This is a genomic window from Enterococcus sp. LJL98, assembly GCF_054871745.1.
Genome location: NZ_JBTXLU010000001.1, coordinates 602,088 through 624,440 on the forward strand (window position 1 = coordinate 602,088; position 22,353 = coordinate 624,440).

At 39.7% G+C, this 22,353-nt stretch carries 20 protein-coding genes; 4 read left to right on the top strand and 16 right to left on the bottom strand.

Annotated elements, in window-relative coordinates:
* Positions 1 to 82 precede the first annotated feature (82 nt).
* A complete protein-coding gene (locus ACYSNO_RS02770; protein WP_461729531.1) occupies positions 83 to 562 on the top strand; it encodes a glutathione peroxidase in 480 nt (159 codons plus the stop codon).
* 160 nt (positions 563 to 722) lie between these two features.
* On the opposite strand, the gene ACYSNO_RS02775 is transcribed toward ACYSNO_RS02770, so the two are convergent.
* The 6 genes from ACYSNO_RS02775 to tyrS all read right to left on the bottom strand — a co-directional run bounded on the left by ACYSNO_RS02775 (position 723) and on the right by tyrS (position 7,877).
* Entirely contained in the window at positions 723 to 2,504 is a 1,782-nt protein-coding gene (locus ACYSNO_RS02775; RefSeq protein WP_461729532.1) for an ABC transporter ATP-binding protein, read from the bottom strand.
* A complete protein-coding gene (locus tag ACYSNO_RS02780) occupies positions 2,504 to 4,255 on the bottom strand; it encodes an ABC transporter ATP-binding protein (RefSeq protein WP_461729533.1) in 1,752 nt (583 codons plus the stop codon). Before ACYSNO_RS02780 ends, ACYSNO_RS02775 begins: the two co-directional genes overlap by 1 nt.
* Positions 4,256 to 4,323: 68 nt before the next feature.
* Positions 4,324 to 4,539, bottom strand: coding sequence for a YneF family protein (locus tag ACYSNO_RS02785; RefSeq protein ID WP_461729534.1), 216 nt, complete (start codon positions 4,537 to 4,539; stop codon positions 4,324 to 4,326).
* 131 nt (positions 4,540 to 4,670) lie between these two features.
* Complete coding sequence (locus tag ACYSNO_RS02790; protein WP_461729535.1) at positions 4,671 to 5,564, bottom strand: deoxyribonuclease IV; 894 nt, start codon at positions 5,562 to 5,564, stop codon at positions 4,671 to 4,673.
* 78 nt (positions 5,565 to 5,642) lie between these two features.
* Positions 5,643 to 6,548, bottom strand: a complete 906-nt coding sequence (locus ACYSNO_RS02795; protein WP_461729536.1) for an AEC family transporter — start codon at positions 6,546 to 6,548, stop codon at positions 5,643 to 5,645.
* 66 nt (positions 6,549 to 6,614) lie between these two features.
* A complete protein-coding gene (gene tyrS / locus ACYSNO_RS02800) occupies positions 6,615 to 7,877 on the bottom strand; it encodes a tyrosine--tRNA ligase (RefSeq protein WP_461729537.1) in 1,263 nt (420 codons plus the stop codon).
* 154 nt (positions 7,878 to 8,031) lie between these two features.
* Here tyrS and ACYSNO_RS02805 point away from each other — a divergent pair, with 154 nt between their 5' ends.
* Entirely contained in the window at positions 8,032 to 10,461 is a 2,430-nt protein-coding gene (locus tag ACYSNO_RS02805) for a transglycosylase domain-containing protein (RefSeq protein WP_461729538.1), read from the top strand.
* 207 nt (positions 10,462 to 10,668) lie between these two features.
* Here the strand turns inward: ACYSNO_RS02805 and ccpA are convergent, their stop codons facing one another.
* The gene (gene ccpA, locus ACYSNO_RS02810; protein ID WP_461729539.1) at positions 10,669 to 11,670 is read right to left on the bottom strand and encodes a catabolite control protein A; all 1,002 of its coding nucleotides are present in this window, start codon (positions 11,668 to 11,670) and stop codon (positions 10,669 to 10,671) included.
* A gap of 192 nt (positions 11,671 to 11,862) precedes the next feature.
* On the opposite strand from ccpA, the gene ACYSNO_RS02815 reads away from it, so the two are divergent.
* Positions 11,863 to 12,966, top strand: coding sequence for an aminopeptidase P family protein (locus tag ACYSNO_RS02815; RefSeq protein ID WP_461729540.1), 1,104 nt, complete (start codon positions 11,863 to 11,865; stop codon positions 12,964 to 12,966).
* Between the two features lie 129 nt (positions 12,967 to 13,095).
* Here the strand turns inward: ACYSNO_RS02815 and ACYSNO_RS02820 are convergent, their stop codons facing one another.
* The 6 genes from ACYSNO_RS02820 to hprK all read right to left on the bottom strand — a co-directional run bounded on the left by ACYSNO_RS02820 (position 13,096) and on the right by hprK (position 18,033).
* Positions 13,096 to 13,650 (bottom strand): YtxH domain-containing protein, encoded by a 555-nt coding sequence (locus tag ACYSNO_RS02820; RefSeq protein ID WP_461729541.1) that lies wholly within the window; start codon positions 13,648 to 13,650, stop codon positions 13,096 to 13,098.
* The gene (locus ACYSNO_RS02825; protein ID WP_461729542.1) at positions 13,643 to 14,098 is read right to left on the bottom strand and encodes a DUF948 domain-containing protein; all 456 of its coding nucleotides are present in this window, start codon (positions 14,096 to 14,098) and stop codon (positions 13,643 to 13,645) included. The genes ACYSNO_RS02820 and ACYSNO_RS02825 overlap by 8 nt, the downstream gene beginning before the upstream one ends.
* Positions 14,099 to 14,191: 93 nt before the next feature.
* Positions 14,192 to 15,121 (bottom strand): UTP--glucose-1-phosphate uridylyltransferase GalU, encoded by a 930-nt coding sequence (galU, locus tag ACYSNO_RS02830; protein WP_461729714.1) that lies wholly within the window; start codon positions 15,119 to 15,121, stop codon positions 14,192 to 14,194.
* 48 nt (positions 15,122 to 15,169) lie between these two features.
* Positions 15,170 to 16,183: an NAD(P)H-dependent glycerol-3-phosphate dehydrogenase gene (locus ACYSNO_RS02835; protein ID WP_461729543.1), complete on the bottom strand. Its 1,014-nt coding sequence runs from the start codon at positions 16,181 to 16,183 to the stop codon at positions 15,170 to 15,172.
* Between the two features lie 78 nt (positions 16,184 to 16,261).
* Positions 16,262 to 17,086, bottom strand: a complete 825-nt coding sequence (gene lgt / locus ACYSNO_RS02840; RefSeq protein WP_461729544.1) for a prolipoprotein diacylglyceryl transferase — start codon at positions 17,084 to 17,086, stop codon at positions 16,262 to 16,264.
* 11 nt (positions 17,087 to 17,097) lie between these two features.
* Positions 17,098 to 18,033: an HPr(Ser) kinase/phosphatase gene (gene hprK, locus ACYSNO_RS02845; RefSeq protein WP_461729545.1), complete on the bottom strand. Its 936-nt coding sequence runs from the start codon at positions 18,031 to 18,033 to the stop codon at positions 17,098 to 17,100.
* 143 nt (positions 18,034 to 18,176) lie between these two features.
* Between hprK and ACYSNO_RS02850 the strand changes: the two genes are divergently transcribed.
* On the top strand, positions 18,177 to 19,877 hold the full coding sequence (locus ACYSNO_RS02850; protein WP_461729546.1) for a M3 family oligoendopeptidase: 1,701 nt from the start codon (positions 18,177 to 18,179) through the stop codon (positions 19,875 to 19,877).
* Positions 19,878 to 19,945: 68 nt separating this feature from the next.
* On the opposite strand, the gene ACYSNO_RS02855 is transcribed toward ACYSNO_RS02850, so the two are convergent.
* The 3 genes from ACYSNO_RS02855 to liaX all read right to left on the bottom strand — a co-directional run bounded on the left by ACYSNO_RS02855 (position 19,946) and on the right by liaX (position 22,244).
* On the bottom strand, positions 19,946 to 20,308 hold the full coding sequence (locus tag ACYSNO_RS02855) for a phage holin family protein (RefSeq protein ID WP_461729547.1): 363 nt from the start codon (positions 20,306 to 20,308) through the stop codon (positions 19,946 to 19,948).
* Positions 20,308 to 20,625: a PspC domain-containing protein gene (locus ACYSNO_RS02860; RefSeq protein WP_461729548.1), complete on the bottom strand. Its 318-nt coding sequence runs from the start codon at positions 20,623 to 20,625 to the stop codon at positions 20,308 to 20,310. Before ACYSNO_RS02860 ends, ACYSNO_RS02855 begins: the two co-directional genes overlap by 1 nt.
* Positions 20,626 to 20,711: 86 nt before the next feature.
* Entirely contained in the window at positions 20,712 to 22,244 is a 1,533-nt protein-coding gene (gene liaX, locus ACYSNO_RS02865) for a daptomycin-sensing surface protein LiaX (protein WP_461729549.1), read from the bottom strand.
* Positions 22,245 to 22,353 lie beyond the last annotated feature (109 nt).

Consider the following 22,353-nt stretch of genomic DNA (forward strand, 5'->3'; position numbering starts at 1 on the left):
CAAAACGACTTGATTTTTTCAAGTCGTTTTTTTAGGTTCTTTTTTTTTCTTCTTGTATACTTAAAAAAAGGAGAGGATAAAAATGTCAATTTACCAATTTACAGCTACCCTTGAAAATGGAGAGCATTATTCACTGGAAAAGTATCAAGGAAAAGTCGTTTTAATTGTCAATACTGCTACAAAATGCGGCCTCACACCACAATTTGAAGCACTTGAAAAAATTTATGAGACCTACCAAGATCAAGGACTCGTTATTCTCGGTTTTCCATCAAATCAATTCAAACAAGAACTTGCTACTGGCCATGAAGCGGCCGAGGCTTGCCGCCTGACATATGGCGTCACTTTTCCTATGCATACGCTAACAGTTTTAAATGGAGAACAAGCCGACCCGCTCTACCAATACCTTCAAACGACGGCTTCCGGTTTACTCGTTGACGATATTAAATGGAATTTCACGAAATTTTTGGTCAATCGTCAAGGAGAAGTTGTTGAACGTTTTGCACCCAAAACAGAACCTTCAGTAATGATTCCATCCATCGAAAAATATTTAAAAGCAGAATAAAAAAAGAGCCATGACCCTTAAAAAAGCCTCGCGTCGTTGTCTAGTTTGTTTCTTTCACTAGCACACACGACACGAGGGATTTTTTTGTTATGGCTCTTTTTTCATACTTCAAAGAAGAACTGCTTAGACTCACAGAATCGGTTCGCTCGTGGCAAACTTGTTAGACTTCACTACTTTGTAATTGATACATCGCTGCGTAAAGACCTGCTTTTTGCAACAACTCCTCATGATTGCCGCGCTCCACAATTTTGCCTTTTTCTAAGACCAAAATCAAGTTCGCATCACGGATGGTCGAAAGGCGATGAGCAATGGCTATCGTTGTCCGACCTTGACGCATATTCGCTAAGCCTTGTTGAATCAAGCTTTCTGTTTCTGTATCAATATTCGCCGTTGCTTCGTCCAAGACGAGGATTTTTGGCTGGGTTACCATGGTGCGTGCAAAAGAAATTAATTGTCTTTGACCGCTTGAATAACTCGCTCCTCGTTCAATGACCTTCGCATTATACGTATCTGGTAATTGCTCAATAAAGCGATCGGCTTGTACAAATTTTGCCGCCTGTACGACTTCTTCATCTGTAATTGCCGGGTTTAACAAGCGAATATTATCTGCAATATTGCCATAAAACATAAAGGCATCCTGCAAAACAAGCCCCATTTTTTGACGTAATTCTTCTAAGGAAAAATCACGAATATCTTGATCATCAATCAGGATTTGTCCCTCACCAAATTCATAAAATCGCATTAGAACGTTGATGATCGAGCTTTTCCCACTACCGGTATGTCCAACTAATGCCACGGTTTCTCCAGGATACGCAATAAACGAAATGTTTTCTAAGACATTCACTTGACCATCATAAGAAAACGTCACCTGACGAAACTCAATTTTTCCTTGTAAAATTTTTGCAGCGGCATGTGGGTGTTGCTGGGGAGTATATTCTGTCTCATCAATAATTCGTAAGACACGACTCCCCGCCACAACGCCGTCCGTAAACGTACTTAAGAAATCCATCATCTGTGTCATCGGATTGAAAAAAGTTTGTACGTAGGTCGCAAAAGCATAAATCAGCCCAACTTCAACAGGCGATTCTAATGCCTGAAATCCAAAAGCAGTTAAGACTACAGCTAAAGCAAAAGTATAGAGTAAACTAATAATCGGGCCTAACAATAATGAGTTCATCCGAATCATCGCGTAGCGTGTTGCTAAATAGTCATCATTGGTCGCTTCAAATTCTTTCATGAAGCGTTTTTCCTGACGAAACTGTTGAATGATTTGCATCCCTGAGATGGATTCATTTAATTTCGTATTCAATTGACTTAATTTTTCACGCATTTGACGATACACTCGCGAACTGAAACTTTGATAGTACCAAATGACAAAACCTAAAACAGGTAAGAAAACTAAAATGGTTAAGGCGATTTGGCGGTTAATTTGAAACATTGCGAGAAAAGATGAAACAATCGCAAAAATTCCCGTAATGACCGTTAAGAAAACTTGCCAAAACTCAAACAAAGTCTCTGTATCGTTTGACACGCGAGAAACGATGGAGCCTGCAGGCGTTTGATCAAAATAACGCATCCCTAAGGTATGCAGTTTTTCAAACAGCTTTACCCGAATGTGTTGATAGCTCTTTAATGAAGCGGTGGAATATAAAAACCATTGAAAGAACCAAATCAGTGCTTTTAATATTGTCCCAAGTAGATAAAGGAAAGCAAAAAATAAAATGATTTGCACCGTTGCTTGGTCAGTAATTAAGAAGCGGTCAATCAATGTTTGTAAAATTCTAGGTAGCAAAACGTTAATGGTGGCTAAGATTAAGGCAAAGCCAATTGCGAGTAAAAAGGTCACGCGAAAGGGTTTCGCATAGACAAGCAGGCGTTTAATTACCGCAAGTTGTTCTTTAAAAGGTATTGATTTAGCCCAAGCGGATTGATCCTTTTGCATTAGCTCTCTCCTCCTTCAATTTCTGCTTCTAATTGTTGTTTTTCCCACATTTTTTGATACCAACCGCCGGAAGCAACGAGTCTTTCATGGGGACCACGTTCAACAATTCGGCCTTCATCTAAGACCAATATTTCTTGCGCATGCATGACACTACTCAGACGATGGGCTGCAATAATCGTCGTTTTATTTTGACGGTATGCTTTGAGATTTGATAGAATTCCTTCCTCAGTCTTAGCATCGACAGCGGATAAGGCATCATCCAAAATTAACAGTTCGGGGTTCGTAATCAAGGCACGCGCAATCGAAACACGTTGCTTTTGCCCTCCAGATAGTGAAACCCCACGTTCCCCAACTAAGGTGTCATAACCTTCTGTAAAAGCAACGACATCCTCATGAATCTCTGCAAGCGACGCGGCTTGATCCACCTTTTCTTGTGAAAGCAACGGATCAGCAAAGCGAATATTGTCCCGAATGCTCATTGAAAAGAGAAAATGATCTTGTGGAACGTAACCAATCGACTGTAATAAGGCATCTAAAGTATATTGTTTAATATTGTCCCCATCAAATAAAATTCGGCCTTCGTAATGATCGTATTCACGCATCAGTAGCTTTAATAAGGTTGTTTTTCCAGCACCTGTTTTTCCAACAATGCCTAAGACGTCCCCTTCTTTTATCGCCACTTGAATGTCTTCCAACGCTGGTCGATGCCCATCTGGGTAAGTGAAAGATGCAATATCTAATGATAAATCCCCTTTGGCTGGTACTTTCCGCGCATTAAATGCTTCTTCAATATGCGTACGTTCTCGTAGCAACTCGGACACCCGATCGTAACTCGCATTCCCTCTTTCCAAGACGTTGAAAAGGCGTCCTATGGCAAACATTGGCCAGACAAGCATCCCAATATAACTCACGAAAGAAACGAGCTGCCCCACAGTAATCACTTGATTCATAATAAATTGTCCACCAACAATGATGGTTAAGACATAGGAAAGCCCAATAATCAATGTGATCGCCGGATCAAAAAGTGCATCCAAAAAATTCACACGACGATTTTTTTGAATGGCTTGATCAACTTTTCCCTTAAACTCAACAATGTCTTCTTGTTCTTGCCCAAATGTTTTAATCACTTTCATTCCGGTAATACTTTCTTGCGCCTTATCGTTGATTGCTGAGAAAGCTTCTTGCGAGTCACGAAAAGCTATATGCAGTTTTGAGCCTAACACACGTGAAGCGACCGCCAAAAGTGGCAGTGGGATTAACGCAACGAGCGTTAATCGCCAATCGACAAAAATCATCATGGCTAATAAAGTCATGCCTCCTGTAATCATCGAATCAGCAAAAGTTAAAATCCCAGCACCTGCCACGTTTTGAATCGCGGAAAGATCGTTGGTTGCGTGCGCCATTAAATCGCCCGTTCGATACTTTTGATAAAACAAATGATCCATTTGTGTAAAATGACGAAACAACTGACGCCGCAAACTTCTCTCTAGGCGAGCAGCACTTCCCCAAATGTTTGTCCGCCAAATAAAGCGGAAAGTGTACTGTAAAATAGCTGCTAAGACTAATAAACCAATCCATGAAATAATTTCTCGCATGTGAATCGTCTCTGCGGCAATCTTATCAATAATAATTCCAATAACCTTTGGTGGAACGAGTTGCACAATTGCCACCATTACTAAAGAAAAAATTCCGATAATATAATGTTTTTTCTCTTCTTTAAAAAACCAACCAAGTTTTCGAAAAATTGACATTTTTCCTCCACCTTTCCTTGAATCTCCTTAAAAAAAACGGGCTAGACACAGCCCGTTTAAAAAAATCGTTATTTTTGATTTTTCATTTGTTGTAGCATCTGACGTATTTTCTTTTCAGAAGGCTTTTGACCCATTGATAACATCATTGAACGCAACATATCTTCATTAATTGGTGGATTTTTCTTTAAATAATCTTGCATGTATTTACGTGCTAAGAAAAAACCACCGATGGCGCCTAATGCAGCACCAATTGCAATAAATAAGATCGCTAATCCCCAGTTCATGGTAACACTCCTTCCCTACAAAGACTCTCAACTATATATTTTACTAGATATTAAAACAAAAGAAAAGGCGCAATCACAATCTTTTAAAAAAGAAAGTGCCCTCCTTGCCTTTGTACTAGAAAATGTAAAAATTACGCTTGATTGGTAATTTTTTCCAATAACAGTGGATCAAAGCTTCCTTGTTTTAACATCGCGATTTCAAAAGCATAGGGTGCTTTCTTATTTTTTTTATCTTCACCAACATACGGTGTTTCCAAAATTTTCGGTAGTTCGACTAATTGAGGATGGTGGACGACTTTATGCAGTGCCTCAAAACCAATTTCTCCAAAGCCAATGTTGGCATGCCGGTCTTTTTTAGCACCTTGAATATTTTTTGAATCATTCACGTGGATTACTTTTAATCGATCCAGCCCAATGATTTTATCAAATTCATTTAACACGCCATCAAAATCTTCACGCACATTATAACCTGCATCGTGAAGATGGCAAGTGTCTAGAGTGACAGACAGTTTTTCATTAAAAGTCACGCCGTCAATGATTTTAGCTAACTCTTCAAAACTCCGTCCGATTTCCGTCCCTTTTCCAGCCATTGTTTCTAAAGCAATTTGTGGAATTTGCTCTGCTGTTAGGACCTCATTTAACCCTTTGACAATTTGTGCGATGGCCGCATCCGGTCCAGCCCCCACATGTGCGCCTGGATGCATCGTAATTTGAGTCCCACCTAATGCTTGTGAACGAACAATTTCCTCGCGTAAAAATTGCGTAGCGAAACCAAAATTTTCCAGTTTAATGGTATTCCCTAAGTTAATAATATAAGGCGCATGAACGACCATATGACTGAGGCCGTGTTCCTTCATAAAGTCCGTACCGGCTTCGATATTCATTTCTTCAATCGCTTTACGTCGCGTATTTTGAGGTGCACCTGTATAAATCATAAAGGTCGAGGCAGCATAACTTGCCGCTTCCTCTGCTGCACCTAACAACATTTTTTTGCCATTCATCGATACGTGTGATCCTAGTAACATGTTTGTTACCTCCTTGATTTCTTCTGTTTAAAGTATGAAGGATTTTCATATAAATAACAATTCTTTTGCCTCATTCGATTAACGATAAATAAGTAAAACAAGCGTCATTAAGGGAAGACTGAGTAAAAAACTGATGGAAGCTGCAAATCCTAAGACTTCTTCTTTTACACCGGAACTCACCGCAAACATAATCCCAAATAAAGGAATTGGAGTTAAAGCTAACAAGCTGAGCATTGATTTAGTCAAATCCGAGACTGGTAAAAAAGCTAAGAGTCCAATGACGAAAAAACCAATGCCGTAGCGTAAGGCTAACACGGCGATAATCTCTTTGATGGCCGCTTTTGGTAAACGAAATTCCAAGTACAAGCCAATCATAAACATCGATAAAAAGACATTCGCCGATGCAACAGGTGTCGCCAAGGTCATAACAAAATGTGGAATTTCAACTGAAAAATAACTAAAAAGAAACATGATTAAGTAGCAACTAAATGGGATGGATTTGGCTAGTTGTAACCCAATTTGTTTGAGACGAACTTGATGCGAATGCCCAATCACTTGATCAATCACAATTTTATTCCCACCAGATAGCAACAAATTGTTCCCAACATCAAACATTGATACCAGAGGAATCCCTAGCGGCGCAACGCTTTGAACAAAGGGCAAGGTGAAGTTTCCAATATTAAAACCAGATGCCCCATACATAAATAACGCCTTAGACATGGCGTCTTTTTTTCGCGCATAAAAATAAGCGCTTGTCAGTTGTACAAAGTACCAAACCAAAGCAATCGCAATAAAAAGTAACAGTCCCCGATCAATCGTTAAATCCATGAAATTGACAATAATAACAGCCGGCAAGGTAATATTCATAATGACCCTTGCGAGCAAAGTCCCATCTGATTTTTGTAAAAGTCCGACTCGTTTCATTAGAAATCCTAATAAGATCATGAAAAATAAACTAAGCGATTGCCAGATAATTTCTTGCATTGGTTTCCTCCTTTAAAAAAGTTGAGGCCTTGCCTTTAACGACAGTGCCCCAACTTCCATTCCTTCTTAAAATACGAGTAAGTGATATTTTTTCTTCCCGCGACGAATCACTGTTGAGTGACCATCAATTTTATCAGACTCACGAATTTCATAGGCTAAATCTTGTACACGTTCCCCATTAATATAAATGGCGCCGTTTTGAATATCCTCACGTGCTTGACGTTTTGATGCGACTACCTTAGCGGTAATTAATAATTCCACCAAGTTGCGGTCATCTGCTGCTTGTACTTCATACGTTGGAACACCTTTAAAGCCTTGTTTAATTTCATCGCCAGAAAGCCCTTTAATCTCTCCACTGAATAAGGCTTCGGAAATGCGCAAAGCTTGTGCATAAGCTGCTTCACCGTGAACAAGTGTCGTGACTTCTTGAGCGAGTCTTTTTTGCGCGCTACGTTGATGCGGTGCTTCAATAAATTCCTTTTCAATCGTTGCAATTTCTTCTAACGATATGAAAGTGAAGTATTTTAAGAATTTCACGACATCTCGGTCATCCGTATTAATCCAAAATTGATAAAACTCGTAAGGCGTTGTTTTATCGGCATCCAACCAAACAGCATTTCCTTCCGTTTTTCCAAATTTGGTCCCATCTGCCTTTGTAATTAAAGGCATCGTTAAACCAAAACCTTGCACTTCTTTTTCTCGACGTAAAAGTTCTATTCCTGCTGTAATATTTCCCCATTGATCGCTACCACCTAATTGCAACAAGCAACCATGCGTTTCATACAATTTCATAAAATCATACGCTTGTAATAATTGGTAGGCAAACTCCGTATAAGAAATACCCGTTTCTACTCGACGTTTGACACTTTCCTTACTCATCATATAGTTAATAGTAAAGTGCTTTCCAACATCACGTAAAAAATCAATTAGAAGCGTTTCTCCCAACCAATCGTAGTTATTGGCAATAATCGCTGGATTCGTCTCATCTTCAAAGTCAATAAAACGCGATAATTGATGTTTGATACTTTCAGACCAGTTTTTGACAGTATCTAAAGTATTTAATTGCCGCTCTTGATCCTTAAACGAAGGATCGCCAATCATTCCTGTTCCTCCCCCAACTAAAGCGATTGGAACGTGTCCATTTTGTTGGAAACGACGGAGCATGAGTACCGGTAATAAGTGCCCGATGTGTAAACTATCTGCAGTAGGATCAAAGCCTACATAAAGTTTGACTACCTCTTCATTTAATTGTTTTTCTAGGGCTTGCTCATCGGTTGCTTGATGGACCAACCCTCGTTCATGTAATTCTTGAAAAAAACCTGATGCCATTAATAATTCCTCCTTGCAATTGGTGATATGGCTAATCTTAACTGAAATATTAAGGAAAGAAAAGGTAATTTCGAAAATTAACGACATTTCTATCTATTAGAATCGTTTTTTGCTATAATAAGACCGTTACAAATTAAAAAACGAGGTGACAATTTTGCCACAACCCAAGAAAAAAATAACTGAATCTTCCCTGTGGTTTTCTTTAAATGTCTTTCTACGGGTCTTGTATTCGATCGTCTTAGTCGGCATTTCTTTTTTAATCATCGGAGGTTCTCTTGCTGCAGGTATTGGTATTGGCTATTTTAATTACTTAGTTGAAGACACAACGATTCCTTCAAAAAAACAATTACAACGGGATTTAGGCGAAATGACGCAAACATCGCACTTAGCTTATAATGATAAAAGTGTTTTTGCGACGATTCGCTCTGACTTGTTACGTACAAATCTGGCAGCCGATGAAATTTCTCCGTTAATTAAGACAGCTGTTATTGCAACCGAAGATGAACATTTCTATGAACATCATGGAATCGTTCCAAAAGCAGTCATTCGCGCGTTGGCATCGGAGGTCACGGGCTTTGGTAGTAGCGGTGGTTCGACTCTAACCCAACAACTCGTCAAACAACAAATTTTAACGAACGAAACAACCTTTAGTCGAAAAGCCAATGAAATCATCTTAGCAACAGAAGTCGAAAATAACTTTTCAAAAGATGAAATTATTACAATGTATCTCAATGTTTCCCCCTTCGGTCGGAATCATCAAGGACAAAACATCGCAGGGGTTCAGGAAGCGGCCAAAGGAATATTCGGCGTAAATGCAAGCGAGGTCAATCTTCCACAAGCAGCCTTTATTGCCGGACTACCGCAAAGTCCCATTGTGTATACCCCGTATTCGAACCTTGGAACAATTAAGGAAGAAGAACAGCTCGCTTACGGCCTACAAAGAAAGGATTTCGTCTTATTTAGCATGTATCGCAACCACGATATCAGCAAAGAAGAATACGAAGAAGCCTTGGCCTATGATTTAGTTGCTGATTTCCTCCCGCCAGCAACGTTAGAAAAAGAAAATCAAAATTTTCTTTACTACGCAGTCATGGGAGAAGCCACTGAGATTGTTGCCCAACGTTTAGCTGAAGAAAATAAAGTTTCTGCCGAAGATTTTGAGAAAGACGAAATCCGTGAACAGTACTTCGAAAAAGCCACTCAAAAGTTGGCAAGTGGAGGTTATACCGTGCAGTCAACGATTGACAAAACGGTCTATCAAGCAATGCAAAACGCAGTCGCAAACTATGGCTCCTATTTAGATAACTGGGCAGGAGCAACAATTGAAGTCGGAAATGTACTCATGGAGAACAGTAGCGGACGTATCTTAGGCTTTGTGGGCGGACGAGATTATAACAAAAATCCTTATAACCACGCCTTAAGTTCAAAACGCCAAGCAGGTTCTGCGATTAAGCCCTTCTTAGTTTATGGGCCGGCGATTGATCAAGGATTTATCGGAACCGAAACCAGAGTCTCCGATTACCCAACGACCTGGAGTAACGGAGAAGATTCGGGTGTCCCAATCCTCAATGCAACCAACGCAGGTTCAAAAACGTTTCAAACGATTCGTGAATCGATGATTCGTTCAGACAACATTCCTGCTACTCATATTTATCAACATACCCTAGACAATATGGGCGCACCAGATGCCGTTTATGAACAATACTTGAAAAAAATGAACTTCCCAGAGACACCCGTTTGGCAATATGAATCGGCTCCTTTAGGGGTGACTGAGGTCACAACTTTAGAGCAGACTAACGGCTTTCAAACCTTAGCCAATGGAGGCGTCTATCAAGAAGGATACTTAATTGAATCGATTATTGATGCCAACGGAAAAGTTTATTATCAACATGAAGCCAATCCAACTCAAGTGTTTTCAGCTGCTGCTGCATCCATTACGGTTGATTTAATGCGTAGTGTGCTAACCGATGCTTTTACGACAGATGTCAAATACCGGATGGGCAACCTTGATTGGAATCTAGGAAATGCCGACTGGGTTGGAAAAACTGGAACGACGGATGAAAACGTAGACTCATGGCTCGTCATTTCAACCCCGAAGATTACGTTAAGCAGTTGGTCTGGTCGCGAAGACAGCAAACCTTCTGATGCTTTTGGGGGACAACGAACAGCAAACTACATGGCAAATTTAGCAAATGCCATTTATCAAGCAAAACCTGAAATTATTGGTACCGACCAAAAATTCCAACTTGATTCAAGTGTCATGCGCACCTCGGTCGCAAAATTTACCGGCGTAAAACCTGGAGGAACGATGACAATTAATCATTCCACTTTCAATACACCTACCGAGACGACAACTTCTTATTGGGCCAAGAATGGACCGGCAGACCTCTCCTTTCGTTTTGGGATTGGCGGCACCGATAGTGACTATACAGATTATTGGAAAAAAGCCATTCCAAAGCCAAAAGAAAAACCAAAAGAAAAAGAAAAAGACAAGGATAAAGACAAAGACAAAGATAAGGATAAAGATAAGGACAAGGATAAAAAAGACGAAGAAGAAAAATCAGATGCGAAAGAGGCTGAGTAAAAAATCCTATCAAAAAGAAGGGATGACAAAAATCGTTTTGCTCTAAGAAACTTCACGAAAGAACGCCTTTTTGTTGTCCACCTATCCATAAGATACAAAAGAGGCTGTGACAAGTGTCACAGCCTCTTCCTTTTCGACCAGTCCCTGCATTCGGTCGATCAGGAAAAAATGAATGTTTTCAGACGAAACCTCAGCTTTTGCGCATGACTATTTCGTGGAGCCTCTTTTCGCAATGCCATAAGGTAATGTAATGGTTTTTTCTTCTACTTCTTCTTTATTCATTAATTTGGTCAATAGACGCATCGATACTGCACCAATATCATAAAGCGGCTGGGTCACACTTGATAATTTTGGACGGGCAACCTGTGTTAAGAGCGAGTTATTGCTTGTCACAATTTCAAACTCTTCTGGCACTTTGATTCCTCTATCAATTAAACCATCCAAAATACCAATTGCCAATTCATCGTCTGTTACATAAGCAGCCGTTGCCCCGCTATTTAATAAGCGTTCAACTAGCGCTAATCCGTCATTAAATGAATAGCGAGATTCAAAGACTAAACCTTCATTGTATTCTAATTGGTGCGCTTCAAGTGCTTCTTTATAACCGACAACCCGGTTTTGTCCATTGATCGCATCAATCAATGCACCACTAATAAATGCAATTTTTTTATTGCCATTTTCAGCTAAAAGAGAAACCGCATCTTTCGTTGCTAGACGATAGTCAATGTTGACACTCCCCACTTGATGATCAGGATCTAAAGAACCCGCTAATACAACGGGTGTTTTTGAACGAGAAAACTCACCACGGACTTCATCCGTGATACGATGACCCATAAAAATCACACCATCTACTTGTTTGGCCAATAAGTTGTTTAACACATTGACTTCTTTTACGCTATCGCCGTCAGAATTCGCTAAAATAATATTATATTTATACATCGTTGCGACATCATCAATTCCGCGAGCTAAAGAGGCAAAGAACATATTGCTAACGTCCGGAATAATCACCCCAACCGTTGTTGTTTTTTTACTTGCTAAACCACGAGCGACAGCATTCGGGCGATAATCTAGACGATCAATCACTTCAAGTACTTTCTTACGTGTAGCTGGTTTGACATTTGGGTTACCGTTAACTACACGGGAAACAGTTGCCATTGATACGTTGGCTTCACGCGCAACATCATAAATGGTAATTGTTTGTTTATCCATGATACATTTCTCCTTTAAACGACTTTATTTTATTTTCAGAAAATGTTGTTTACATTTCTTAGTTAGAATAGCAAAGTTTATCACAATTTGCAACCGTTTTAGTTCCGTTTTCATGAAAATTATTTATTACTAGTCATTTCATTGATTCATAGTATAATAAGAGAAGAAACATTCACAGAAAGTAGGCTGACAATGAATATCGAAAAAATCAATGAATTAAAGCAATGGCTCATCCAAAAGGAAGTCTCGCTTGCCTTTATTAGCAATCCGCAATCCATTGCTTATTTTACCGGTTACAGGAGCGACCCACACGAGCGTATCTTAGGCTTGTTTATTTCTACCGAACGTGACCCCTTCTTATTCGCTCCTGCGCTAGAAGTCGAAGCCGCTCGAAAAAGCCCTTGGCCATACGATGTCGTTGGTTATTTGGATACTGAAAACCCTTGGAAAATCATTGCAACGGAAATCAAGGAACGTTTTGGAACGCTAACAGCCTGCGCTCTCGAGAAGGCTGCGCTCTCACTCGATCGTTATGAACTTTTTGCTCGTTTTTTTGAAAATGTTCGTTTTACCGAAGATCTTTCACCGCTGCTTCAACAAATGCAACTCATCAAAACAAAACAAGAAATCGATGGTCTGTTGGAAGCAGGTACTTGGGCAGATGTGGCCTTTGAGATTGGATTTTCTGCGCTCAAAGCAGGCGCAACTGAACAAGAAATTGTTGCAGAAATCGAATACCAACTCAAGCGAAAAGGCGTTTCTCAGATGTCTTTTGACACAATGGTGCTTACCGGCCCCCGAGCAGCTGATCCTCATGGCATACCTAATCAAACGGTTCTTTCAGAAAACGAACTCGTCTTATTTGATTTAGGTGTTGTTTGGCAAGGCTATTGCAGTGATGCCACACGCACGGTTGCATACAAGGAACCAACAGCATTTCAAAGAGAGATTCATCAAATTGTATTAACCGCCCAACAAACAGCACAACGCGCCGTAAAGCCAGGAATAACCGCTCATGAACTGGATCGAATTGCGCGTCAAGTCATTGAAGAGGCTGGCTATGGTCCTTACTTTAATCATCGACTCGGGCATGGCATTGGAACGAGCGTACATGAATTTCCTTCGATTGTAGAGGGAAATGAATTGATTCTTGAAGAAGGCATGTGTTTTTCAATTGAGCCTGGAATTTATCTCCCACAACAAGTTGGCGTGCGCATTGAAGATTGCGTCTACGTGACAAAAGACGGCTGTCTCCCTTTTACCCAAACAAGCAAAGAATTACTCATCATCGAATAAAGCCACAAGTAAAAACTTATACAAAAAGGACTGCGCCAATGTGCATGAGATCTTACAAGTTGATTGTTTCAACTTCACGTGTAAAATCCAGCACCAATAGCGCAGTCCTTTCTCTTTTCTTACTTAATGTTACTCATGTTCAGGATTGTTTTCTTCAATGACTTCTTTTAATTCTTCGATTTTTTCTTCTAAAATTTCTTCTTCGATCGCTTCTTCAATTTCTTCCAACGTTTCATCGACCGTCGCTTCAAAATCATCGGCTTCTAAAACAATGTCAACTGCTTCTTCGTCCAGTGGAATGACAATATCAGCCATTGCTTCTTCAGTTTCTTCAAGTTTCTTTCGAATATCAGCCACTTCTTCTTCAATTTCCATTAAAACATCATCAGAAACATCTTGGGCTTCTTCGACCACTTCGCCAACTTTTTCTTTTAGCATTTCAGCTAATTCCTCTAATCTTTTTGTATAAAGACTCGTTTTATCTTTAATCGTTTGTTTGATATCATTGCCTTTTTCAATGGATTCATCGGTATAATCTGATGCCGTATCTAATAAATCATCCACTTGTTTGGCTAACTTTTCACGTAACTCTTTTCCTGACTCCGGTGCTAACAGCAAAGCTGCCACTGCTGCCGCTGTGCCGCCAATTACGGCTCCCAATAAAAATCCACCTTTTTTACTCATCTTCATTTCCTCCTGTGTCTTTCTTTTTTATTTTTTGACCTTGTTTAAAACGATGAATGGTCGCTTGGCTAACCTTGCCAATAATACTTGCTTGAGTCACACTTCGTCCCATGCTAGTAAAGCGCGTTGCCATTTGTCGTCCAGAAGTATTTAAATCCGACACACTCGTACTTAAATCAGCCACCGCCTCAAACAAAGGATCAATGGTTTCAACTTTTTCATTGACTTTCCCCATTAGCTCATTGCTTTTTACGAGTAATCCTTCGACCTCTCTTGCTAAGATATCAACGTCTCGCGTTACAATTTGAATCGTTTGGTTCACTTCTTTCAGTGTGACTTCGGCTTTTTCAACGGTTTTTCCAATCTGTACGAGTAAACGTGCTAAGACAATGACTAGCACGACAAAAGCCAAGGCAGCAATTAATGCGGCAATTTCTCCACCTGTCATGTTCAATCTCCTTTCTTTTTTCCCAACTTTTAGACAAAAAGAGGCCAGCAAGCTGTAACAAATAATTGTTCAGTTTATGACCTCCTTTTCTCATTACTCTTCTTCGTTATTCGTTACTACTGGTGTTTCGTTTTTCTTTAATTTTGATTCTCCAGATAACTTTTTACCAAGTTCGATAATATATTCAGTTAAATTTTCTTTTACTTCTGGGTGTGTCAAGCCGTATTCAATACTTGTTTTCATAAAACCAAACTTATCACCAACATCATATCGCGTACCTTTAAATTCATGAGCGAAGACGCGTTGCGTTTTATTTAGCGTATCAATGGCATCGGTTAATTGGATTTCCCCACCGGCACCAGGCATTTGCTTTTCTAAGACCGTGAAAATCTCAGGCGTTAATAAATAGCGACCGATAATCGCTAAATTACTCGGAGCTTCTTCTGCCTTTGGTTTTTCAACGAAATTTTTAACATTATAAAGTCCAGGGGCGACTTCACCACCAGGATTGATAATGCCATACTTATTGGTTTCTTCTTGTGGGACTTCCATCACGGCAATCGTTGAAGCATGTGTTGCTTCATAGTCAAGCATCAATTGCTTCGTTAATGGGACTTCATCGTCCATTAGATCGTCACCGAGCATTACGACAAAAGGCTCATTTCCAATAAACGCTTTTGCTTGTAATACCGCATGCCCTAAGCCCAGTGGGTGTTTTTGTCGAACGAAATGTAAATTAATATCCGTGGTTTCCTCGACTAACTTTAACAGCTCTGTTTTATCTTTTTCCTTTAAGTTCGTCTCTAGCTCTAAGTTTGCATCAAAATGATCTTCAATTGGGCGTTTGGCTTTTCCGGTCACGATAATAATGTCTTCAATCCCTGATTCTAATGCTTCCTCTACAATAAATTGAATCGTGGGTTTATCGACAATTGGTAACATCTCTTTCGCCATTGCTTTTGTCGCTGGTAAAAAGCGTGTTCCTAAACCAGCAGCTGGAATGACTGCTTTTCGGACTTTCATTTGACAAAGTTCATTGATTTCTTTTACATCTTTCATTCCCTAAACTCCTTAACTAAATTCATTTTCTGTTTTGCCATCTCTTAGCATAATTTCTTTTAGTGCCTTTTGAATATCTTGCCCTTCATATAATACACGATAGATAGCAGCAGTGATTGGCATCTCTACGTTCATCTGTTGAGCTAACTCCATCGCAGCTTTGGTCGTTGAGACGCCTTCGACAATCATTCCCATATCGGCCAAGACTTGCTCAAGCGATTCACCTTGCCCAAGTTGGTGACCGGTCCGCCAGTTGCGTGAATGGACACTCGTACAAGTGACGATGAGGTCTCCAACGCCACTTAAGCCAATAAAAGTCAATGGATTTGCCCCCATCGCTACACCAAGGCGGCTAATTTCTGCCAAGCCACGAGTCATAATGGCTGCTTTGGCATTATCGCCAAAACCAAGTCCGACCATCGCACCTGCTCCCAAAGCAATAATATTTTTCAAGGCTGCCCCCATTTCGACTCCAATGACGTCTTGATTTGTATAGACACGGAAGTAATCATTCATAAATAAATTTTGAACAACCGTCGCGGCCTCTAGGGACTCGCTTGCTGCGGTAATCGTAGTAATGTCATGTACCGCAACTTCTTCTGCATGACTTGGACCAGATAAGACAACAATCGCTTGCCGTTTTGCTGCTGGGATTTCTTCAGCTAAAATTTCAGAGATACGCTTATGACTGCCCTGCTCCAATCCTTTTGATGCATGAATGAGAAACGGTTTCTTTTGGATAAAGCCGACCAATTCCCTCGCAACTTCTCGAATGGCTTTGGTTGGAATAACAAATAAGATGCTATCTGCATCTGCAACGGCTTCTTCTAAAGAAAGCGTCGCACGGATGCTTGTTGGTATCACCAAATCTGGCAGATAATGGTGATTGGTATGTTTTTCATTGATTTCATTGATTTGTTCAGGATTTTTCCCCCATAAGATAACTTCATGCCCGTTCTCAGATAGAACTTGCGCTAAGGCAGTTCCCCAAGAACCTGGACCTAAAACAGCGATTTTTTGTTTCACGATGGAAACCTCCTCTAAAATTGTTTCTTGCTTCGTATCCTTTGACTAAATTTTAGCATAACTTCACAAAAATAGCTGTTAAATAATGGCTTCATCTGGACCATAAGAACGATTATAAGGCTTTAAATGGGGCTCTTTTTTACGGCGCCAAATTAATACGCACCATGCACCGACAAATAAAAGTGCCGATAAGGCTTGGGAAACACGAATATCTCCAAATAAATAAAGACTATCTGTCCGCATGCCCTCAATCCAAAAGCGTCCAAAACTATACCAAATAACATACGCTAAAGCAATTTCACCTTGCTTAAAGAAGTGCTTTTGTTTTCTTAAGACAATTAATAGGATAAAACCAAGGACATTCCAAACCGATTCGTATAAAAAAGTCGGTTGACGGTAGATGCCATCAATATACATGTTTTGAATAATAAACTTGGGTAAGTGAAGGCTTTCTAAAAAAGCTTTCGTCGTTTCGCCACCAAAGGCTTCTTGGTTCATAAAATTCCCCCAACGACCAATGGCTTGGGCTAACAAGACATTCGGAGCAGCAATGTCTAAAAAGGTCCATGGAGAAATGAAATTCTTTTGACAAAAGAGGTACAACCAAATTCCGCCGGCAATTAACCCACCATAAATGGCTAAGCCTCCCGAGCGAATATTAAATATCTCAATCGGATTTTCGATATAGGGCGCCAGATCAAATAAAATATAATACAGTCGCGCACCGATAAAAGCAACTGGCAGACCGACGAGCATAAAGTCTGATACGTCGTCTTTTTTTAAATTGACACGAATCGATTCTCTCGTACTCAACCACATCGCAACGACGATGCCAAATACAATAATTAAAGCATACCAATAGATTTCGATACCGAATAAATCAAATGCTACACGATCAACCATTTTTTCACATCCTAAATACTTGAATTTTCCTCGATTAAACGAGAAAGTCTTGACTCAAACTCTTTTGTTGCATCGTAACCCATTGATTTTGCTCGGAAATTCATGGCTGCGACTTCAACAATATTTGACACATTTCGACCCGTTTTGACTGGGATGCGAATATGAGGGATATCGACGCCACCCAATTGCACCACTTCATCGGCTGAGCCTAAGCGATCGTAATTTTTTTCTTGGGACCAATTTTCAAGGTATACAACCAGTTGAACCTCCATTGAACCCCGAACCGCACTTGCACCAAATAAGTTCATGACGTCAATAATTCCAATCCCACGAATTTCAATTAGATGTTCTAAAACTTTTGCCGGTTCTCCGATTAAGGTTAATTCATCTTGTTTGTAAATGTCTACGCGATCGTCTGCAATCAAGCGATGCCCACGTTGAACAAGTTCTAAAGCAGTTTCACTTTTCCCAATGCCGCTATCTCCTTGAATTAATACGCCTAATCCATAAACATCGACGAGAACGCCGTGGACATTTGTCCGAGGTGCCAATTCGCCTTCAAGATAGGTTGAAAGCTCCCCCATCAAGCGTGAGGTTGAGATTTTTGAACGTAACAGCGGAATTTGATTTTCTTGACAGGCTTGAATCATCTCTTCAGAAACTTCCAACCCTCTTGAGACAATAAAAGCCGGCGTGTCTTCGCAACACATTCGACGCATCACCATCAAACGTTCTTCTTCTGTCATCCGTTCTGCAAAGGTAATTTCTTTACTACCAAATAATTGCACGCGATTATGAGAATAATAATTAAAATATCCGGTTAATTCCAAACCAGGACGAGAAATATCACCTGTCATAATATGACGATTTAATGCTTCTTCATTTCCCGTTACGACTTCAAGTCCTAAGCTTTGGACTAATTCATTTACTTTGACAATCTCTGCCATTTTTCGACCTCTTTTCTAAACATTTTTCTGCTTATTTTATCATTTTATCACTCTCTGAAGAAAGTTACTACCAAAGTCAAAATTTATCATATTTTTTTCACTTTCTGTGCTATCATTTAAATACAAAAGGAGGAATTTAACCAATGAAATTTGACAACTATACATACCTTCGTCCAGATTACGAAGCTTATAAAATTGATTTTTCAAAAACCTTGCAAGTTCTGGCCGCAGCGACAACGATTAATGAAGCAAAAGAGGCAGTCAGTCATCTGAATGAACGACGCGGAGAGATTGAAACCGCTTATAATTTAGCGCTGATTCGACATTCCATTGATACAAATGATGCTTTCTATGAAGAAGAAGACAACTTTTGGAATGAATACCAACCGCATTTCCAAGGTCTCGATTTTGAATTTTATCAAACATTATTAAACTCACCTTTACTTCCAGAACTAAAAAAAGCTTTTCCTAAAACACTCTTTTTATATGCAGAAAGCCGTATCAGAACGTTTCATCCAGATTTAATCCCGCTTTTCCAAAAAGAAAATCAACTCTGTTCTGATTTTTCTAAATTAGTGGCTTCAGCACAAATTGAGTTCAATGGCGAAACTTATACGCTTTCACAAATCTCACCTTTTACACAAGATACAAAGGAAGCAACTCGTCGTCAAGCAACCAAAAAAGTCGTGGCTTTTTATGCAGAAAAAGAAGCCGCCTTCGATGCCATCTACGATAAGATGGTAAAAATTCGTGCAGAAATTGCTGAAAAATTGGGCTTTCGCAACTATGTTGAATTCGCGGATGTTTTGATGAATCGTTGGGATTATGACCGTCCGATGATTGAAACCTATCGTTCTGAAATCCTAAATAAAATTGTACCTGTCACACAGAAACTTTACCAAAGACAAGCACAACGAAATGGTCTGGATAAATTAAACTTTCATGATCTTGCGCTCGTCTTTCCTACGGGTAATGCGACGCCAAAAGGAACACCAGAAGAATTAGTCGCAAAAGCGCAAAAAATGTACCATGAACTAGCACCTGAAACGGGCGCGTTTTTTGACTTTATGGTTGAGCGAAATTTATTAGATCTACTAAGTAAAACTGGGAAACAAGCGGGCGGTTATTGCACGTTTATTCAAGATTACCAATCACCATTTATTTTTGCGAACTTCAACGGCACTTCACATGATGTGGACGTTCTCACTCACGAAGCAGGACACGCCTTCCAAACTTATGAATCACGTTGGATTAAAGAACCAGAAATTGTTTTTCCAAACTACGAATCTTGTGAAATTCACTCAATGTCAATGGAATTCATTGCTTGGCCATGGATGGAGTCCTTCTTTGGAGACCAAACGGAAAAATACAAATTTAGCCATTTAGCTGGCGCTCTACAGTTCTTACCTTACGGTGTACTCGTGGATCACTTCCAACAAGAGGTCTATGAACATCCTCACTGGACACCGGCAGAAAGAAAAGCCTGCTGGCGTCGTCTTGAAAAACAGTACTGTCCAGAACGCGACTACAGCCTATTCCCAGAAATGGATCAAGGAATTTATTGGTTCCGCCAAGGACATATCTTTACTTCGCCGTTTTATTATATCGATTACACGCTAGCTCAAGTCTGTGCGTTCCAATTCTGGAAAAGATTTAACGTCGATCAAGACCCTCAAGCTTGGCAAGACTACTTAGCAATCTGTCAAGTCGGTGGGACGAAAACCTTCTTAGAAATTTTAGCAATCGCTAACCTCCGTTCTCCTTTTGAAGCAGGTGCTTTGGATGAAACGATTGCCCTTGTAGACACGTATTTAAGTCATGTAACAGAAGAAGCAATTCAATAAATCGCTTAAGCAAACAGGCGATGACCATGGTCATCGCCTGTTTGCTTGTTACAATTTTTTCACAAGACTTATCTTCGCATATATTTGTCTAGCTGCCTTTGATTCACAATCATATTGACAAATGCCAAAATAATGGCGACAAAAACCGCCGAGCCAAAAGAGGCAAAACCAAAGTTATAGTGTCCCACCAATGTGGACGTCCACTGCAGCATTAACGCATTAATCACAAAACTAAAGAACCCAAAAGTTAAAATCGTTAATGGTAAAGACAAAATCATTAAAATCGGTTTAATAATCGTATTCAAGAGTGAAAGGACGACACTCGCAACTAAAGCAGTCGTAAAACTCTTAACGAAAATCATTTCTGGAAATAAGACTGTTAGAGAGATGAACGCGAGCATATTCACCAAAATACGTTGAAAAAACGTCACTAGAAATCACTCCAGTCATCTTCATCCACTTTCTCGGCTTCTTTTCTTGAAGATGTTTTCCGGTTCTTTTCTTGTTGATATTGATTGCCACGATAATAACGATTGTCATGACCGTATGAAGACGGGTTGTTTTTTCCTGAAGGAATTAAAACAGCCATAATAATATACAGAATAATTGGTGATCCCACTCCGACTAATGAAATAAATACATATATAATTCGGATAATCGTTGGATCAATATTTAGATACTCTGCAATCCCCGCGAGCGTCCCTGTAAAGACGACATTTGTTTTTGATTTTGTTAATTTTCTTTGCATTGTTTCCACCTTCCTTGTTCAAAACACCTAAAAGCATCTCGACTCCTTTTAACGTGCTGCCCAAACTTTCTCATTGATTCGGATGCTTATGCCTCACTATTTTTCAAATAAATATTTCCTGTAGTTGTTGATAAATCAATTTTCGCCACTTCATCGGTTACACGACGGAACTGGAGTAATTGGTTCATTCGTTCTTTTTTCTCACGAACGACTTCAAAGTCAGTCAAACGATTTTGAATGCTACCTAAACTTGATTTGGCAATTCCCTCAATTCCTTGGGTCACTGGTAAAGCAATTTTCACATCGCCATTTACGGTGTTCGCTTTCAATCGACGCAAGTGATCCTCTTTTAAGGTCAGGCGAATATCACCGTTCACTAAGCTGACACTTAGATTTTCCGGTACGGTTTGCATACGAACGGAGCCATTTACCGAATCGATGATTGCATCAATGATTGAACCCGATAAGACTTGGACGTTCCCATTAACACCTGAGACTTCAAGCATGGATGCACGGAGTCCAGTCAGTTCAATATCCCCGTTCGTTGATTTTACATAAATATCTTTGACATCGAAATCTTGGATGCTAATATCCCCATTTAATAATTTAAACGCTGCGTAATCATAGGTTCTTGCAGGTAAATAAAAGGTTGCATCCACACGAACGCGTTTGTTCGGTACTTTAAACATGAATCGTTCATGGCTCAAATCAATTTGGCTGCGCTCTTCAAATGCCTCTAGTGGGGTGGCTGCATCCATTTTACCATAAAGTTTTATGGTTGATTCCACTTTAATTTCATCTTTTTCCCAGAATTTAAATTTCAAATGGCCATTTGCTACTTGGATGTCAAGAATCGTTGCGGTCACTTCTTCGTACAGGTATTCTTTTTCAAGTTTTGTCGTTGCCACTCCTGGAATTTTGAAGTTAATGTCTTTCCACTCTACGTTTTCTCCGACACTTTGAGAAACGGATTGAAAGGTTTTTTTCAAAAATTTCCCCATTTGATTGGTTACATCGACAACTTTTTCACCTACTTGATTAAAGGTTTCATTCGCTTGCTCTTTCCAATCCTCTGGAATATCCATTTTTTGTTGAAATTCTTCTTTCTTTTGCGACCATTGAGAACGGCGAATATTTTTTAATTGCCCCTCCAAATTATTTTTTTCTTCCTTCAATTCAGCAAGCGTTACTTCTAACTCTTTTACTTCCTCTTCAAGATCTTGACGAGCCACTAGTTCTTCGGCTTCTAATCCATCCAACTCTTCTTTTGTGTTTAACTCCATTAAAGCTTCACGCGCAGCAACTAATGAAAGGGTAATTCCTTCAATTTCAACCATCACTTCATCCAATTCTGCGGATGCTTGATTGGATTCCGTCGCCAAGCGGTCTAAGATTTCTTCTAAATTCTTTTGATCTTCCGCCTCACGATCCATTTTTGGTTCTTCGTTCGTTTTAAATGTTTGTTCGTCATCTATAAAATTTTGTATTTCTTCTGCGTCATGTTTATCTTGTGTCTCTGTATTTGTTTTTTTGCCCATTTCTTCAAGTAAATCCAAGGCTTCATCCGTCGAAAGCACACCTTTTTTCACTAGTTCCAATATTCTTTCTCTTTCATTCATGGAAATTGCCTCCTCAAGCAAATTATTTTATACAAGTTTATCTTGTATACTTATTATGCCTCTTTCCTCGAGAAAAAGCATAGGTCTTAAGTACCAATTTTGCAAAAAA